Origin of the sequence: Flavobacterium branchiophilum NBRC 15030 = ATCC 35035, assembly GCF_002217205.1 — a bacterium.
GTDB lineage: Bacteria > Bacteroidota > Bacteroidia > Flavobacteriales > Flavobacteriaceae > Flavobacterium > Flavobacterium branchiophilum.
In genome coordinates, this window is the sequence record NZ_MUGT01000019.1 from 11,594 (window position 1) to 30,596 (window position 19,003).

The 19,003-nt window shown below is 32.0% G+C and carries 14 protein-coding genes and 1 tRNA gene; 10 read left to right on the forward strand and 5 right to left on the reverse strand.

Annotated elements, in window-relative coordinates; all coding sequences use genetic code 11:
• Positions 1-348: 348 nt before the first annotated feature.
• A complete protein-coding gene (locus B0A58_RS02800; RefSeq protein ID WP_089079795.1) occupies positions 349-2,592 on the forward strand; it encodes a hypothetical protein in 2,244 nt (747 codons plus the stop codon).
• Between the two features lies 1 nt (position 2,593).
• A complete protein-coding gene (locus B0A58_RS02805) occupies positions 2,594-3,649 on the forward strand; it encodes a hypothetical protein (RefSeq protein ID WP_089079796.1) in 1,056 nt (351 codons plus the stop codon).
• A 185-nt stretch (positions 3,650-3,834) separates the two neighbouring features.
• Here B0A58_RS02805 and B0A58_RS02810 read toward each other — a convergent pair whose 3' ends face one another.
• The 5 genes from B0A58_RS02810 to B0A58_RS02830 form a co-directional block, all read right to left on the reverse strand.
• Positions 3,835-4,398, reverse strand: a complete 564-nt coding sequence (locus B0A58_RS02810; protein ID WP_089079797.1) for a hypothetical protein — start codon at positions 4,396-4,398, stop codon at positions 3,835-3,837.
• A gap of 183 nt (positions 4,399-4,581) precedes the next feature.
• Entirely contained in the window at positions 4,582-5,136 is a 555-nt protein-coding gene (locus tag B0A58_RS02815) for a hypothetical protein (protein ID WP_097554490.1), read from the reverse strand.
• A gap of 233 nt (positions 5,137-5,369) precedes the next feature.
• A tRNA-Asn gene (locus tag B0A58_RS02820) sits at positions 5,370-5,443 on the reverse strand.
• 78 nt (positions 5,444-5,521) lie between these two features.
• On the reverse strand, positions 5,522-6,847 hold the full coding sequence (rseP, locus tag B0A58_RS02825) for an RIP metalloprotease RseP (protein ID WP_089079799.1): 1,326 nt from the start codon (positions 6,845-6,847) through the stop codon (positions 5,522-5,524).
• A 78-nt stretch (positions 6,848-6,925) separates the two neighbouring features.
• Entirely contained in the window at positions 6,926-8,845 is a 1,920-nt protein-coding gene (locus B0A58_RS02830; protein WP_089079800.1) for a M1 family aminopeptidase, read from the reverse strand.
• 480 nt (positions 8,846-9,325) lie between these two features.
• Between B0A58_RS02830 and B0A58_RS02835 the strand changes: the two genes are divergently transcribed.
• The 8 genes from B0A58_RS02835 to B0A58_RS02870 all read left to right on the forward strand — a co-directional run bounded on the left by B0A58_RS02835 (position 9,326) and on the right by B0A58_RS02870 (position 18,976).
• Positions 9,326-10,282, forward strand: a complete 957-nt coding sequence (locus B0A58_RS02835) for a 2-hydroxyacid dehydrogenase (RefSeq protein ID WP_373863130.1) — start codon at positions 9,326-9,328, stop codon at positions 10,280-10,282.
• A 49-nt stretch (positions 10,283-10,331) separates the two neighbouring features.
• Positions 10,332-10,715, forward strand: a complete 384-nt coding sequence (locus B0A58_RS02840; RefSeq protein WP_089079802.1) for a DUF4234 domain-containing protein — start codon at positions 10,332-10,334, stop codon at positions 10,713-10,715.
• Positions 10,690-11,154, forward strand: a complete 465-nt coding sequence (locus B0A58_RS02845) for a DUF2752 domain-containing protein (protein WP_044032325.1) — start codon at positions 10,690-10,692, stop codon at positions 11,152-11,154. The genes B0A58_RS02840 and B0A58_RS02845 overlap by 26 nt, the downstream gene beginning before the upstream one ends.
• Positions 11,155-11,167: 13 nt before the next feature.
• Positions 11,168-11,527 carry a YraN family protein gene (locus B0A58_RS02850; RefSeq protein WP_014085213.1) on the forward strand — a complete coding sequence of 120 codons (360 nt, stop codon included), beginning with the start codon at positions 11,168-11,170 and terminating at the stop codon, positions 11,525-11,527.
• Between the two features lie 137 nt (positions 11,528-11,664).
• Positions 11,665-12,471: a glycogen/starch synthase gene (locus tag B0A58_RS02855; protein ID WP_014085212.1), complete on the forward strand. Its 807-nt coding sequence runs from the start codon at positions 11,665-11,667 to the stop codon at positions 12,469-12,471.
• Between the two features lie 61 nt (positions 12,472-12,532).
• Positions 12,533-14,176 carry a DUF4270 domain-containing protein gene (locus tag B0A58_RS02860; protein WP_089079803.1) on the forward strand — a complete coding sequence of 548 codons (1,644 nt, stop codon included), beginning with the start codon at positions 12,533-12,535 and terminating at the stop codon, positions 14,174-14,176.
• A 12-nt stretch (positions 14,177-14,188) separates the two neighbouring features.
• Positions 14,189-16,036 carry a glutamine--fructose-6-phosphate transaminase (isomerizing) gene (glmS, locus tag B0A58_RS02865; protein WP_014085210.1) on the forward strand — a complete coding sequence of 616 codons (1,848 nt, stop codon included), beginning with the start codon at positions 14,189-14,191 and terminating at the stop codon, positions 16,034-16,036.
• A 105-nt stretch (positions 16,037-16,141) separates the two neighbouring features.
• Positions 16,142-18,976, forward strand: coding sequence for a TonB-dependent receptor (locus B0A58_RS02870; protein ID WP_089079804.1), 2,835 nt, complete (start codon positions 16,142-16,144; stop codon positions 18,974-18,976).
• The last annotated feature ends 27 nt before the right edge of the window (positions 18,977-19,003 follow it).

Genomic DNA, 19,003 nt, shown 5'->3' on the forward strand with positions numbered 1-19,003 from the left:
GCAAAAAAGAACAAGTAGATTGGACTATTATATATGTATATTTGGTATAAGAACCCATTCTTGAGTGTTTAATTCAGTTTTTCTTCTTTTTATAAATTATTTGTTTTGCGATTGGGTTATCAATACGTACGGCTATTTTACACAAATTAACTAATCACGAAATAGTTGCAATTATAACTTGTATCTTCCAAATTTAATGACTCCTTTTTGATATTCTCATTAAACTATACTTTTTTGGAAAAATAAAATAAAAACGGAAGAGCTCTAGCAGTTATAAAATCATAAAAAACATTTTATATATTTGTAAAAACAAAAAAACATTTTATATATTTGTAAAAACAAAAAAACATGAGTTTCAAACTACTTGCCATACGACCACTTGACGGTTGCAATCGAAAATTTCTAAAAAATTTAGAAGAAAACAGAATTTATAAGTTTTATAATGATTATAAATTTTATTTTGATAAAGATATTGAAGCAACAGATGCTCAAACAGGAGAAATAACAAAAATCGAATATAAACCTGAAAACGCTGTGCCAAATGATTTATTTGGAACAAATATCAATATCTCTGCCATAGTAGGGAAAAATGGTAGTGGAAAGAGTGCTTTGGTGGAGTTGATGTATGCAGGATTTTATAATTTGTTTATTGCTAAAGAATTAATAAATAATGAAGAAAAAATCGACAGAAATTTTGTGGACAAACAAATGAAATTGTTGACTGAAAATTGTACAAAAATTAATGAATTATTTAAAGATTATGTCAAAGAAGGATTAATATTTGATAATAATATAAATGAAATTGATTTCAAAAAAAGAACTGAAGTTTTTGATGATACAAAGTACACGCTTCAACAAATTAGAAAATCATTTGATAAAAACGAAGAATTGGATGTAAATTTGGAAGTGTTTTATGAACTTGATAAATTTAAATATAAATTAGAAATAAAAGGAAAAAACATCACTTGTATTTCATTTGAAAAATCTTGGAAAAGAATAAAGCTTGATAAAAAATCAGAAGAAAATATTTTTTACAACATTATAATAAACTATTCACTATATGGATTAAATACAGAAGAAATGGGCGATTGGCTGAGATTACTATTTCATAAAAATGATGGCTATCAAACTCCCATAGTATTAAATCCAATGAGAACAAAAGGTAATTTTGACATTAACAGGGAATCAGAATTATCTAAACAACGTTTTTTTGCTAACTTGATTTTAAACGTACAATTATTAATCTTAAACAGAAATTGTATTGTTGAAAAAGTAAAGTTTTCAATTAATGGAAAAGTTAATAAAGAACAAAATACAAAAAATAAAGATACGCTTAATTTTAGTAGTAGGTATTCAGGCTTAAAAGAAAATAAACCATTTAATGAAGTGGCAAATGAACTGATAAAAAGTGTTTTTACAATAAATGATAAATTTACTTGTAATTATAATGATGCAATTAATTATTCAAGTTTGGAATATATTTTTTATAAAATCGAGGATATTGCAAGAAAATATCAAATTTATAAAAGTGATTTAAAATATAATGAGGGGAAAATTGATTGGCAAAGTGTTAAAACTTTTTTAAATAAAATTTATTATGAAGATAATAGTCATATCACGGTAAAATTAAAACAAGCTTTACATTTCTTATTTTTTAATAATCTTCAAGACAATAAATTTCAAGATGAAATATTCAAACGTTTTAAAGGAAATGAATTAAATGATAGCATACAAAGTTTTAGTTTTGAAGAAATTTCAAAAACAATTAAAAATAGAAGTGATACAATCGACGAATATTTAAATGAAGAAAAAAAAGTAAAAGATGAAATGATTTGTTTTTTACCCCCTTCGTTTTTCGATATAGATTATGAATTTTCAAACAAGAGTACCTTTTCCATGCTAAGTTCAGGTGAAAAACAACAAATTTTCAGTATTAATTCAATATTGTATCATTTGATTAACCTGAATTCTTCTAATAAAAATAATTTCCCATTAAAATATTCAAACATCAATTTGATATTGGACGAAATAGAATTATATGCCCACCCAGAAATGCAACGCAGATATATTAACGAACTTTTAGAAGGTATAAAAAAATTAAATTTAGATTTTATCGAAAACATCAACATCCTTTTCATTACCCATTCCCCATTTATTTTATCTGATATTCCAAAGCAGAATGTGTTGTTTTTGGAAAATGGAATGCCAATGAATAATTATACTAAGATGAATACTTTCGGTGCCAACATCACAGAATTATTAGCGGATAGTTTTTTTATTGGTGATGGTTTGATAGGAGATTTTGCAAAAGGGAAGATTGGGATTACTTTAGAATGGTTGAAAAAAAAGGCAAATGAAGCAAATGAACCAAAAATAATTTTTGTAATAGATAAAAGTATTCCATTTCCAATATTTGAAACAAATGAACTAGAAATTGAATATCATAAAAAAATAATAAATCTTATTGACGAACCTTTGGTAAAACAAAAATTAAAGGAAATGTTTATTCAATTTGTTTCTGAAGATAATACTTTTAGAAAAGAAGAAATTTCAGCATTGGAACAAAAATTAAAAAAACTAAAAGGGGAATAATATGTTAAGTATAAATTTTGGAACTGAAACAAAAGAAATTTGTGAAACTTATTGTGATGGTATAAAATCTGAAAAAAGAAAAGGAATGGTGGATTGGGTATTTGAAAAGAAAGAAAAATTATTCAAAGAAGCGAAAGCTTTGAATGAAAATGGAAATCTAAAAGAAAAACTTGAAAATTTAGAAAAACAATTAACCAAGGAAAAAATAAATACTATTCTTAGCTGTAATATTCAAGAATTAAAAACTATAAATGAGGAATATAAAGAATATAAAGAAATTAAAGTAAAAATCAAAAAAAAAAGTGATAGGCATGAAACTAATACAGATAAATATATTGAAAAACATGTTTTAAATTTCATTTTTAATTACGATAGTTTTAGAAAACAAAGTAAAGATAGAATTAACGGATATTGGCTTTCAGAACAATTAGGAATTCAATGTTGCCCATATTGCAATAGAAACTATACAACTTCTCATCAAACTTATTATAAAAATAAAAATGGTAATTCTGAAAAAAAATTTGTATTTCCTGAATTTGACCATTTTTATCCTAAAAAAAATTATCCATTAACTGCATTATCGTTTTATAATTTAATCCCAAGTTGTAATATTTGTAATACCCATTTTAAAAATGATAGAGATCCAGCCGAAATATTTCATCCTTATACAAAAGTAGAAAATAATCATTTTAATTTTAAAGGCTTCCCTAATGATGTTGCAACCTTATATGGTGCTGATAATAAGATAACTTTAGATTTTGATTATAATTCTTCTAAAGATGAAATAAATAAACAAATTGAAAAATCTATTGAGTTTTTTGGAATAAAAGATATTTATGAAAAATGCCATTCAGATTTGATAAAAGAAATTATTCATAAAAAATTAGCTTTTAGTGACACCTATATAAATATATTACAATCAACGTATAATATTGGTTTTGAGGAGGCTTATAGAATTTTATTTGAAGTTTATTTTGAAGATGATAAACTTCACAAAAGACCTTTTAGTAAACTCAAAAAAGACATTCTAAAAGAATTGGGGATAAATATTAAATAAAAATACAAACAAGACATTGCCCAGCAATTGAATTTAACAAAAAATAAAATCGTTTGAATTACAATTTGATACAAAATTGCGGGGCTGCTTTGTAGTTTTTAAATTAGCTTTTTATAAGTCCTTAAATCCAGAAATGCTAAATTCAACTAGCAAATGCAACTTTCCGTATCTATCTAAAAATTGTATTATTGGTTTTGAGGATTATTTAACTTTTTTACTGCGTCGGATTTTACAAAAATAAGTGTTTTAGGTTCAAATAAGTCTTTGTTTAGTTCCATTTCCTTTTTATTAAATTTTGGAAATGGAGGAACAAGATGCCAATTTACTATTGAATCTTTATTTTTAATTTCTCCTTCAAAATTTAGATAAATTAAATCACTACAAGCGTGAATTATACAATCCTTTATTATTGATTGGTTTGCATAAGCAAATATTCGTTTCCCAACAATACAATACTTCGATTTTAGTATTTCATTTTTATACACTTCTTTATAATTTTTATAAAAGGTATATCTATCATATTCATTGTCATAAGAAGAACCATTCGTTTTCACAACATTTTCACCAATAAAGAATAGTTCTCTAACCGATGTATGTCCTTTTTCTAAAATTTCAGTATAAAAACCATCCTTCCTGACCAATGTGTCATTCAAATTAGAACAATTTTCAATTTCAAATCCATAATTTGAATGATTATAACTAGAACAACTTAATAAAAATAATCCAAAAAGGGGAAAATACATTTTCATAGATTAAATGTTAATAATATGTTTTTAAGCTATTTTAAGCGTAACACATCACAAATATAAGCAAAATATTTTATCAACAATATATAAAAATAAATGAAATCAATTGAAATTACTTCGATTTCGAGTCCACAAAGTTGAAAATAAAAAAATACTAAACAAAACTATTTTTTAGGGAATAAAATTTTAAAAAGCAACTCCTGCACCAATATTCAAAAAAGTATTGTTATTCGATTCAGACATCCCTGATTCGTATTTTGTTTTAGACAAAATAAAAGTTAAGTTCGTATCGATAAAGATATTTGGATGTACAAAATATTTTAATCCAGGTGCAATTGTGATTCCATTAGTTTTAATACTTTGATTTGCTGATGTAAATAAACCTGTTGGAGTTGGCTTAAAGGTTGCATTGTCAAAATAATATCCTAAACCAAAATAAGTATTCATTTTGTTTTGAAGGAAATAATAAGAAGCACTAATATTCGGATTAAAGCCTAGTTTGTTAGAAAAATTAGTGCTGTTTTTAGAACTAAAATAATATGATTTTAATCCTGCACTGATGTCTAATTTATCCCATTGTTTTAATTGATAATTTATATAAAAACTTAATGGTTTGTTGTATATATTGTCATCACTTGTTAAAGAATATGAAATTCCAAACAGAAACTTTTTGGTTGATTTGTCTTGAGCGAAACTCAAAAATGAAAACATTAGTATAAAAGCAACAATTACATTTTTCATGATTTCTACTATTTTTATTGTTATTAATTAGCCCATTCCACAAAAACTTTAAACTCTAAATTAATTTCTGGAAAAGTATAGGTAATTGAAGATGGCTTTGTAGTTACAAAATTACTAAAATTTATTTCTCTGTAATCAGGAGAAACAATAAATAATACTGCTTTAGATTTTAGCGTAGGTATTTAAAATCTAAAACAAAAAAAATCCTAACCATTTCTGATTAGGATTTTTTGCTCCCCCTCTTGGGCTCGAACCAAGGACCCTCTGATTAACAGTCAGATGCTCTAACCAACTGAGCTAAGGAGGAATTTGCGATGTGTTTCACATTTATTGCGGTGCAAAGATACAACATAAAACCACATTTCCAAATGTTTTTTTAAAAAAATTATATAAATTTTTCCATAATCCATTGGTATATATCCTTACCAAATGTTAATGCCATCAAACTCAATAAGATAACCATTCCAATGGTTTGTACAACGCCCATAGTTTTTTCGTTCAAAGTTTTGCCCGTAATCATTTCGGCTATTGTAAATAGGGCATGGCCTCCATCTAATCCAGGTATTGGAAGTATATTCATAAATGCCAACCCAACAGAAAACATGGCTGTAAATCCCCATACAAACTCCCAGTCCCATTCGTCTGGCAACATTCTAGCAATGCCTATGGGGCTTTTTACGTGTTTGTAGGCTTCTGTTTTGGGTCTAAATATCAATTTAAATTGTTTTACATTATACTTGATTTGTTCCCAAGACTCTTTTACGGCCATTGGAAATGCTTCTGCAATTGTTAAATGCTTCGTTATTTTAAAGCTATCTAGTTCGCTAACATGATTTTTAAATCCTAAATTGCCTTTGGCATTTGTTTTAGCTCTTATGTCTATAATTTGTTTGTTGCGTTCAATTTTTAAAACCAAACTATCATTTTTAATTTTTAAAATTTCATGTTGCAATTCGTCAAAATATTGAAATGTTTTACCATTTAATGCCAAAATTTTATCATTTTTTTGAAGTCCTGCTTTTTGTGCTTCAGAATTGGAAAAAACGGTATCTATTACGGCAGATGTGGTTCTAAAACTCATAAAATCAGCTCCTTCTTTAGACAGTATATCTCGCTTGTTTTCATCCGTTAGTACAATTGTTTTTTCTACACCTTGTCTTTCAACAATTATTTTATCTCCTAAAAGCAAGTCAATTTGCATTCTGTTAAACCTTGGTTGATACACACCATCAACAGATTTTATTTGATCTCCGTTTTTAAATCCTGCTTTCAAGCCCACTTCGCTAAATGTTAGTCCATTTTTTTGATATGCCTCGGTAGAAATATATTTTTGCCCCACGCTAACATACAAAACAGTATAAATTAGCCAAGCCAACAATATATTTACTATGATACCTCCAAGCATGATAATTAAGCGTTGCCAGGCTGGTTTCGATCTAAATTCCCATGGCTGTGGCTCTTGCTTCATTTGCTCCATGTCCATGCTTTCGTCTATCATGCCAGATAATTTTACATAGCCACCCATCGGCAACCACCCAATGCCCCATTCTGTTTCGCCAATTTTTTTCTTAAATAGCGAAAAGTACGGATCCATAAACAAGTAAAATTTTTCTACTCTTACTTTAAACATTTTGGCCGCTATATAGTGCCCAAATTCGTGAAGTATCACTAAAACCGAAAGTATAAAAAGGATTTGTCCTAATTGTATCATTATGAGATTGTTTTTTTTAATTTTAATGTGCAAAAATAAGGTTTTCAATTTATTATCTACACAATATCATTGAAAGGATTATTTTTTTATGAAATTTTTATGAAAAACACCTCCAAAACCTATAATTTCTATATGATACACCCCAGAACTCACCCCGCTCAGGTTTATTTTTGGACTTGTACTTTCCATGATATTTTGCCCTAGAGCGTTGTATATTTTTATTTTTTCTAACCTAAAACTATCGGGCATTTTAAGGTTGAGCACCTCATTTGCTGGGTTTGGATATATCGAAATGTGGTTTGAAATATCAAAACTTGAATTGGCAAGTGTAGTTACATTGTTTTTGGAAATAAGATGGCGGTCTGGATCAAAATCAAAAGCTATTACAGGAAAATTAACATTTTTTGTAAATATTTGGCCGTTTGTTGTGTGGTCTAGCACCAAATCTTGGGTTTCACCATTGGCACCATAAACCCTTATTGGCAATGGCATTTCAAAAAAAGGCACACTTGTATGCGAGCTGGTTTGATTTACGGTAAATTGCATTTGCGAGTTGCTCACGACCTGACCTACAATGTTGTATTTTGGAAAACCTTGTCCTACAATCCAATCATTAAAAAATTCGGTCAAACTACTGCCATAAACAGCTTCTAAATGAGCCTTAAAATCAGCAGTAACGGCATAATTGTAAGCCAAATTGCTGTCTGCCAAATAATTTTTCATGGCCTGAAAAAAAACAACATCGCCCAATTTCCAACGCAACATTTCCAAAACCATAGCTCCTTTGTTATAAGACAATCTACTGCTAAATATTCTGTTTACATTTGTAGCTTCGGCATCGGTCAAATATACAGCACCATTATTTGCCGCTGTAATATTGCCAATAATTTGGTTTTTGTAGGCAATAAATTCAGCTTGCCCATCGAAATTTTCATACACTAATGCCGCCAAGTAAGTAGCAAACCCTTCGTTGAGCCATATATCTTTCCAGGTGCCACAAGTTATTTTGTCGCCAAACCATTGGTGGGCCATTTCATGGGCTATCAACTGCCTGTCAAAATTTACCATAAACGAAACGGTTGTATGCTCCATGCCACCGCCCCAACCAAATTGAGCATGACCATATTTTTCGTTATGAAACGGGTATATTTCAAATAAATTTTTGAATAAATCCAGTATCAATGGGGTTTGATCAAGCTGAGGTGTAACCGAGGCTACATCTTCTGGATAAATGTAATTAACAATCGGAAAAGCATTGGCTCCCGTACCAGATGTTTGATTGACCACCGAATAATTAGTTACCGCTATGGCAATCAAATAAGCAGGAATTGGATATTGATGTTTAAAATGCGTTGTTTTTTGGGTACCCACCACCACAGGAGCTTCGGGTTCTACTCCGTTTGAAACAGCCACATACTGCGACGGAGCCGTAATATACACATCAATACTGTTAATTTTATCGTTCAAATCTTGTTTGCAAGGCCACCATTCCATGGCACCAAAGGGCTCTGACAATGTCCACAAAACAGGAGTACCAGCGTGTGTACTTTTGATAAAAGAACCAAAACCTGTTGTCGTTGGCGTTCCAGAATAGTTGATTTCTATGTTTCTACTAGTGCCTGCAGCTTGGCTGGTTGCCAAGTTTATAACCAACTCGTTATTGGTGTTTTGAGTAAATCCAAGCGAAGTACCATTTTGAACAACGCTGCTCACAGTCAGTACGTTAGACAACTCAAATGTAATGCTGCTCATACTGGTTAGTGCTGTATAAGTAGTGGTAACTTTTCCTGAAATAAACAAAACAGAAGGATTTACTGTAAATTCTAATTTATGATACGTAATATCATAGTTGGCGGTATTGGTATTAACCGTAATGTGTTGTTTTTTGGCGGCCGATTTCATTTCGGCCTCAACCAATTGTTCAAAGGACTCCTCGGTGTTTTGGCAGTAAGCCCCTTGAATACTTAATAAAAGCACTAAAAAATAATAATATTTCATATAGGTAGAATAAATTACGTAAATTGAATACTGACTTAATTTTGATTAAATATTTATTTCTAACGAATATTTAAGTCATAATTTTGTCAATTTGATACAAATATAGGCTATATTTTAATAAAAAACAACTATTTCAAAAAAACAACTTTTGGGCGTTCTCCAAGGGGCGGACTATCCGTTTCAAACCACGTTCATTGAACTCCAAAAGAAATATAATATTGTAAAATATTTTTTTTTGATTACCACATTCAGAAACTATATTCGTGCAAGACAACACCCCTTTTGGGGGCTGGGGGGCTTCTAAAAGAGTTTCCACTGCTATCCCTAACGCAAAACGGCCTTCGATTGGGCTATTTTATTTGCATATTTGGTATTAACTCCTTTAAAATCAAAAGCAGTGTTAATAATTTTTAAATAAAGCGTCAAGTGTTTTTTGATTTTTGATTACATTTGTATTGGACTATTATAATTTGAATTATTTTGAAAAACATCAATATATTACATTTAGACAGCAATCACCCTATCCTGTGGGACAGTTTAGCAGCACTTGGATTTACCAATCATCAAGATTACAGCTCCTCTAAAATTGAAATAGAATCTAAAATAGCTGATTATCAAGGAATTGTAATTCGTAGCCGCTTCAAAATTGATGCCTCATTTATAGACAAGGCCACTCAATTACAATTTATTGCAAGGGTAGGAGCGGGGCTAGAAAGCATCGATATAGAATATGCCAAAAATAAAAATATAGCACTAATAGCCGCACCAGAAGGCAATCGAAACGCCGTTGGCGAGCATACGCTGGGCATGATTTTGTCTTTGTTCAATCATTTGAATCGGGCCGATTTTGAAATAAAATCAGGACACTGGCACCGAGAAACCAATCGAGGACACGAACTAGATGGCAAAACCGTAGGCATTATAGGTTATGGCAATATGGGCAAATCTTTTGCCAAAAAACTACAAGGTTTTGACGTAGAAACCCTTTGTTATGACATTCAAAACAACATAGGCGACCAATATGCCAAACAAGTAACCTTGCAAGAGCTTCAACAAAAAACAGATGTATTGAGTTTGCATGTCCCGTGGACACCTCAAACAAATGGCATGGTAAACACCACTTTTATCAACCAATTTCAAAAACCTTTTTGGCTTATCAATACCTCGCGAGGCAAAAATGTGGTTACACATGATTTAGTAGAGGCTTTGCAAAAACAAAAAATTTTAGGAGCGGGGTTAGACGTTTTAGAATACGAAAAATTGTCTTTTGAAACCCTTTTTCTCAACGATAAATCCCAAATTCCAGACGCATTCGACTATTTGTTGAAAGCGCCAAACGTTTTGCTAACCCCACACATTGCAGGATGGACTTTTGAAAGCCACAAAAAATTAGCCCAAACAATTGTCGAAAAAATTAAGACTATATATTGTATTTAATAAATTTTTATTTATTTTTACAAAAAAATTAACAATAATCTAAAAAACTATGGAAAACGAATTACCCGAAAAATGGAATGTGCCTCAAAACAACATTCCCGTATTTAAAGTAGATCCTGTCTTGGTGCTAGTGTTTAGTATCCTAACTTGTGGTTTGTACCTCATTTATTGGAACATCAAAGTGTCCGAAGTAATCAATGCAGTAGCTCAAAGAGAAGTGATTTCGCAACCTGTCGCTATCTTGTCGGGTTGCTGTCCACCTGTCCACATTTATTTTTATTATGTAGTTGGCAAAGAAGGTTTACCAAAAGTATATGAAAAAACAGGCGAGCTAAGCAAAGATCAAAGCGTACTATTATTGGTTTTAGGCTTTTTCTTTCCTTATGCTGCCGCAATGATTGTTCAAGGTGATATCAACAGATTGTACAATTAAATATAAGAAAAAAATAAAAATTTACGGAATCATTGGATGTATCATTACATTGATGGTTCCGTATATCATTATGTGGCTCAATCAAGGTAGCGACTTGGCCAACAAACAATCTTATTGCCCCCTGAAAATGCTTACGGGGTTCCCGTGTCCAGGTTGCGGCATTACCAAATCGTTAGTTTGTTTTTATCAAGGTAATGTTTGGCAAAGTCTTGAATACCATTTGTTTGGCCCTTTTGCCATCTTGTTTTGCATCATAGCAATTGTTACTTTAACAACCGAATTAATAACAGGCAAATCCTATTTTGACACTTATTTTTATAACAAAAAAATAGCCGTAATTATGGCATATACATTAGGTATTTACCACATCATTCGATTGATTATTTTTGTTCAGCAACATAATATGGAATCTATTTTAGAGCAAAGTATTTGGAAATAAACAACTTACAAGCATGGCAGCACACAACGACTTAGGCAAAGCTGGCGAAGCAATGGCCGTTTCGTATTTAGAAAAACAAGGCTATCAAATCAAGGCCACAAACTACACGTATCAAAAAGCCGAAATAGATATTATTGCCCAAAAAAAAGATGTCTTGGCCGTTGTAGAAGTCAAAACCCGATCGAGTTTAGACTTTGGATTGCCACAAGAATTTGTAAAACCCAAAAAAATCCAATTGCTTGTTCGGGCAGTAAACGAATATGTAATAGCACAAAACTTAGATGTTACAGTTCGATTTGACATTGTTGCCATACACAAAAACGGCGAAGATTATGAAATAGAACATTTAGAAGATGCTTTTTATCATTTTTAAATAACCTTTCAAGCACCATATTTATTGGCCTATTCAAACAAATTTATTACTAAATAAAGTAGGATGCCAAAAAACAAGATTTTTTTTGTAACTTTGCCGTGAATTTTATGGTCAATAAAATAAAAGCAAATTCAATTATGGAAGATAAGAGGATATTATATGTATCATCTGAGGTGTCTCCGTATTTGGCTGAAAATGAAGTTTCTATAACTTCGTATGATGTTCCAAAAATGGTAAACGACCAAGGCGGACAAATCAGAATTTTCATGCCAAGATATGGAAATATTAATGAAAGACGACATCAATTGCACGAAGTAATTCGACTGTCGGGGATGAATTTGGTGGTAAATGACACCGATATGCCCTTGATTATCAAAGTGGCATCTATACCAAAAGAGCGTATTCAGGTCTATTTTATAGATAACGATGAATATTTTAAAAGAAAAGCTACTTTTACAGACGAAGAAGGAGTTTTGTTTCCAGACAACGACGAGCGAGCCATTTTTTTTGCAAAAGGTGTTGTCGAAACCGTAAAAAAACTCAATTGGGTACCCGATATTATTCATGTTCATGGCTGGTTAGCTAGTTTGCTACCAATATATATGAAACATTATTATAAAGACGAAGCATTATTTGGAAATACTAAAATAGTTACCTCTGTATATGCACAATCTTTTGATGGAACGTTGGATGTCAATTTGATACAAAAAATGATGTTTGATGGCATCCCTCAAAAAAGCATAGCCGAATTAGAATTGCCAACGTACGAAAATATTCTTAAAACCGCAATTTTACATTCTGATGCCGTAGTAATTGGAACAGATAATTTATCGACAAGTTTAACAAAATTTATAGAAACTTCAAAAATACCTTTCTTACCTTTCGCCCCGAAAGATAAAATGACAGATGTATATACAAATTTTTATAAAACAGAGGTCAAATAGCAGCCTTTCCATGAGATAAACAACAAAAATACTAAATATAAATTAGTTTTTTGAAAAAAAAATGAATATAACAATGATGAATACCAAGTTTTTAAAAACATTATTATTTTTAACAATTACAAGCTTTTTAATATCTTGCGATAAAGATTATACTTCTACAGGCACAGATTTAGTTGGCGATGGACACTATGCCTTTGAACCAACTTCTTATAGCATTCAAGCCGCTACCCGAAAAACAGGTATTATGGCTTCTAATAATTTAGAAACCAATGCTTTAGGTGTTTATAAAAACACTGTTTTTGGTACAACAACTGCTAATTTCGTCTCACAAGCACAACTTGCAAGTGTAGCACCAACTATCGATTTGACTACCGAAATGGTCAATTCCAGAGCCATTGATAGCGTAGTATTGTATATCCCTTATTTTGTAAACAGTACCGTAGTTACCAATACAGACGGTTCACACACCTATACTTTAGATTCTATTTATGGCGACAAATCACATAAAATTGATTTAGGAGTGTATGAAAATAAATATTTCTTGGCCGAAAAAAGCATTAGTACCAATTTGCAAGAAAAACAAGATTTTTATACCGATCAAGATCCAATATTTGATAGTAACAAAGGTATTAAATTGAATGATGATACCAACACCAACGAAAATACTCAATTTCAATTTAGCGAAAAAGAATACAAATTAACTACAGCAGCTGTTGGGACTACTGCCGCAACCACAACTTATATAGCTCCTGGCATGAGACTACATTTGAACAAAGCTTTTTTTAATTCGCTATTGTTTCAAGCAAGTTCTACAACAAATTTAGCCAACAATGTCAATTTTATGCAAGCTTTTAAAGGGCTGTATTTCAAATCACAACAACTAGGCACCAACCAAGTTATGGCTTTGATGAATTTTGCAAAAGGAAACATTACAACATATTACCACGAAGCAACCTCTACAACTGATGCTACAAAAGTCAATAAATCAATAGTCATTAATTTGACAGGCAATACGGTAAACTTATTTGATGAAACAAATACAGGATCATTAGGTAGTTATTTGGATGGCGATTCAGACAAATTGGTTTTAAAAGGACATTCAGGCGCTGTTGCTTATTTAGATATTTCAGATGCCACTTTGACCGAAATTCAAAATAATGTAAAAAACAAACATTGGCTCATTAACGAGGCCAACTTGGTATTCAATATTCATACCGATATGGCCAATGCCGATAAAGAACCAAACAGAATATACCTTTATGATGTCAATAGCAAAAGACCTATTGCAGATTATAGTTCGGATATCTCTACAAGTAGTATAACCAATTATGCGAAATCTGTATATGGCGGAATTATTAAAAAAGATGCTAATGGAAAAGGATTAAGCTATAAAATCAGAGTTACAAATTACATTAAAAGTATTGTAAAAAACGATTCCACTATAGCACAACTTCGAAACAGTAAAACAATTGGAAAACTAGGTCTATCTGTTTGTCAGGCCATTGCCAATTCGAGTATGAACAAAGTAAAGAATGTTCCAGCTTATTCAAGTTGGTTAGTGGCTACTCCAGCTGAAAGAGGCTTGTACTATTTTCCAAAAAATTCAGTAATGAACCCTCTTGGAACCGTACTTTGGGGTACAGGTACCAATGTAGCCGAAGACAAAAAAGTAAAACTCCAAATTTATTATACAAAACCAGAATAAAACTTAAAATTTATGTGTGGAATCGTAGGTTATATCGGACATAGAGAAGCTTATCCTATTGTAATCAAAGGACTTAAGCGATTAGAATACAGAGGTTATGACAGTGCTGGCGTGATGTTGTATGACGGCACCGACTTAAAAGTATGTAAAACAAAAGGGAAGGTAGCCGATTTAGAAGAAAAATCAATGGCCGCTATTACCTTAAATGGCAATATTGGAATGGGCCACACCCGCTGGGCCACTCATGGTGTACCCAACGATGTAAACTCTCACCCACACGTTTCCAATTCGGGGCAGTTGGCCATCATTCATAATGGTATTATCGAAAATTATGAGCCTCTAAAAAAAGAATTGATCAAAAGAGGTTACCATTTTCATTCTGATACAGACACCGAAGTATTGGTAAATTTAATTGAAGAAATTCAGAAAAAAGACAATTTAAAACTTGGAAAAGCAGTGCAAATTGCTCTTAATCAAGTGGTTGGTGCTTATGCTATATGTGTTTTTGATATCAAAAAACCAGACGAAATGGTTGTAGCCCGTTTAGGTAGTCCATTGGCTATTGGTGTAGGCGAAAACGAATATTTTATTGCATCAGATGCCACACCTTTTATAGAATATACGTCAAATGCCATTTATTTAGAAGACGAAGAAATGGCTATTGTTCGTTTAAAGAAACCATTGAAAATTAGAAAAATAAAAGACGATTCTCTCGTAAATCCTAATATTCAAGAGTTGCAATTGAATTTAGAACAAATTGAAAAAGGAGGTTACGACCACTTTATGTTGAAAGAAATTTATGAACAACCAGCCGTAATTAGAGATACTTATAGAGGCCGATTGCATGCAGACAAAGGTTTGATTAGAATGTCGGGCATTGAAAATAATTTGGAAAAATTTTTAAATGCAGAACGTATTTTAATTATCGCTTGTGGTACCTCTTGGCATGCGGGTTTGGTTGCAGAATACATTATTGAAGAGTTTGCAAGAATACCTGTTGAAGTAGAATACGCATCAGAATTCAGATATAGAAATCCAATAATCAACAAAGGTGATGTTGTGATACCAATTTCACAATCTGGCGAAACAGCCGATACATTAGCAGCTATTAAATTAGCAAAAGAAAGAGGGGCTTTTGTGTTTGGTGTATGTAATGTAGTGGGCTCGTCTATATCCAGAGAAACCAATGCGGGGGCATATACCCACGCTGGACCAGAAATTGGGGTGGCTTCTACCAAAGCTTTTACAACTCAGATCACCGTTTTAACCCTTATAGCATTGCGACTAGCAAAAGCAAAAGGAACAATGTCTAATTCAGATTTTCATAGATATTTACAAGAGTTAGAATTGATTCCAGAAAAGGTTACAGAAACATTAAACACTAATGAAAAAGCTAAGGAAATTGCTGCGGTTTTCAAAGACTCAACCAATTGTTTGTATCTAGGGCGTGGTTATAATTTTCCTGTAGCATTAGAAGGCGCTTTAAAATTAAAAGAAATTTCATACATACACGCAGAAGGCTATCCTGCTGCCGAAATGAAACACGGCCCAATTGCTTTAATTGATGAACAAATGCCCGTAATTGTTATAGCACCAAAATTAGGACATTACGAAAAAGTGGTAAGCAATATACAAGAAATCAAATCCAGACGAGGCAAAATTATTGCAATTGTAACCAAAGGCGATGTGCAAGTAAGAGAATTGGCAGATTATGTAATAGAAATTCCAGAAACTTCTGATGCTTTATCGCCGTTACTCACCACAATACCTTTACAATTGTTGTCTTATCATATTGCAGTAATGCGTGGTTGCAATGTAGATCAACCAAGAAATTTGGCCAAATCTGTTACGGTAGAATAGCATTAAAAAAAATATTTTTGAAGAGCGAGAAATTTTTTCTCGCTTTTTTTATGAATTTAACTTTTTTTTTGTAATTTGGCTTCCTTAACTATCAAAATCAAAAAAATGAAAGTCTATTTATTTATTTTGTCATTGTTTGTTTGTAGCTTTTCATTTGCTCAAACTTCAATTTCTGGAGTTGTTACAGACGGTAACAACAATCCTGTGGCTGGAGCTAATGTAAAAGTTTCAGGCGAAGCCGCAGGCACCATTAGCGATGCTGATGGAAATTTTTCTTTAAAAACCAGTAAAAAACCACCATTAACTTTGGTTGTTACCAGTGTTGGGTATAACCAACAGTCAATTGCTGTTTCTAGTAGCAATCAAAAAGTTACTGTAAAATTAACCAGCGAAGAAACAAAACTAGAAGAAATTGTAGTATCGGCTTCTAGAACTCCCGAAAAAGTAAAAGAGTCGCCTGTTACTATCGAAAGAATGAGCATTCGTGACATTAAAAAAACAGCTTCTCCATCGTTTTATGACGGATTAGAAAACTTGAAAGAAGTACAAATGAATACCAGTAGTATGTCATTCAAGTCTATCAATACCCGTGGATTTGCCTCTGTTGCCAACACCCGTTTTATGCAATTAGTTGATGGTATGGACAATTCATCGCCATTGCTCAATTTTGTTATTGGTAATATGATTGGAGTATCTGAAATAGACGTGCAAAGTGTAGAATTATTACCAGGAGCTTCATCTGCATTGTATGGTGCCAATGCGTTCAATGGAATTTTGTTTATGAACAGCAAAAGCCCTTTTACCAGTCAGGGTGTTAGAGCTTATGCAAAATTTGGTCAAACGTATCAAAAAGCCGCAGGTGCAAACGAATATTATGATTATGGCGTTAGAGTAGCACATGCGTTTACCAAACATTTTGCTGCAAAAGCCAATTTTACTTTTTTAAGTGGAACAGATTGGTTTGCAACAAATTATGATGATGGAAATATTTCTGGAAAAGACAGAAGTTATTATAACTATAACGGAATTAATGTGTATGGAGATGAGGTTTCTACAAATTTAAAAGGAGTAGGACAATCATTGGCTGCTTTGGGATTGTTGCCTGCATCGGCTGTAAATTTATTGCCAAGTTATAACGTGAGTAGAACAGGGTATAAAGAAACCGAAATTACAGATAACAAAGTACGAAACGCTAAAATTGATTTCTCTTTGCATTTCAAACCATGGGCAAATGATGTTGAAATCATTTGGCAAAGTAAATTTGGATTTGGAAACACCGTTTATCAAGGAGCAAATCGTTATTATTTGAATGGCTTTTTTATGCAACAACATAAAATAGAAGTAAAAGGCAAAAACTTTTTTGTAAGAGGATATACTACAACAGAAGATGGTGGACGCTCTTATGATATGTTGTTTACTGCTATCAACGTAAACAGAAAATGGAAAGACGACCGTACTTGGTTTGGTCAATATGCGGGTGCTTATGTTCAAGCCACTCTAGGCGGTGCAACACCAGATCAAGCCCACGCTGCCGCAAGAAACGTAGCCGATACCGGAAGATTGATTCCTGGAACAACTGCTTTTACCAATGCTTTTAATCAAGTAATTGCAGACCCAGATGTATTAACTGGATCAAAACTTGTTGATAACTCAAGAATATATCATGGAGATGCCAATTACAATTTCAAAGATTTATTTAAGCCAGTTGAAATACAAGTTGGTGGGTCTTATAGAGAATATCAATTGAACTCTTTTGGTAGAATTTATACCGATGCCAATGGGCCAATCTATTATTCAGAATATGGAGTTTATACTCAATTACAAAAGAAATTAATGGAAGATCGCTTAAAATTAACAGGTTCTGTTCGTTATGACAAATCTAAAAATTTTGATGGAAGCTTTTCTCCAAGAATTTCTACTGTATATACAGCTGGCGAAAAGAAAGACCATACCTTTAGAGGATCGTTTCAAACAGGTTTTAGAAACCCATCTACTCAAGATCAATACATTGGTTTCAACGTAGGGAGCTCTGTATTAGTAGGTTCTGCTCCTGACAACTTAACTCGTTTCAGAGAAACTTTACCTGTATCAACAACGGTTGGACAAGCATTTGCTGGAGGTGCATCTGTTGTCATGACGGGTTTAAATGCTTACAATAATTCTTACACAGCTTCATCTGTTCAAGCCTTTTCAGCTTTGGCACCTACAAATATTGCGGCTGCAGCTGCTTTGCTAAAAAAATCAAATGCGGCAGGTGTAAAACCAGAAACTGTTAAAGCATTTGAATTAGGATACAGAGGACAATTGGCTGGAATTAATATCGATTTGAATGGTTATTACAATATCTACAACAACTTTTTAGGTAACTTAATTGTTGTTGCTCCTTTTTATGGTACAGCTGTAAATAGTCCAAATCCAGCAGGAAACCCAGCTACTGATTTAAGCACACAATCTTTGCATGCTTTAACTAATGGAAACACTAGAGTTTACCAACTTTATACCAATACGGATATCGAAATAGAATCTATTGGATTTGGTGTAGGTTTGTCTAAAAAAATTATTAAAGATTTTGAATTGAGTGCCAATTATAATTATGCTCAATTCAATTTTGATCAATCATTAGATCCTAGTTTTGAAGCTGGTTTCAATACACCAAAACACAAAGCAAAAGTATCTATCAGCAACGATAAATTATTTAAAAATTTTGGATTTAATGTGAGCGGACGATACAATACCAAATACAAATGGGAATCTACTTTCTTTGACGGAATGATTGACGCTGCTACTGTAATAGATGCTCAAATTAATTATAACTTTACCAAACTAAAATCAACTTTAAAAGTTGGAGCATCAAATTTAGGTGGGAAAGAATACAACCAAGTTTTTGGAGCGGGTCTTATTGGACAACAATATTTTGTGTCTTGGACAATCAACCCATAATTTTTAATAATTTTAAAATATTAATAT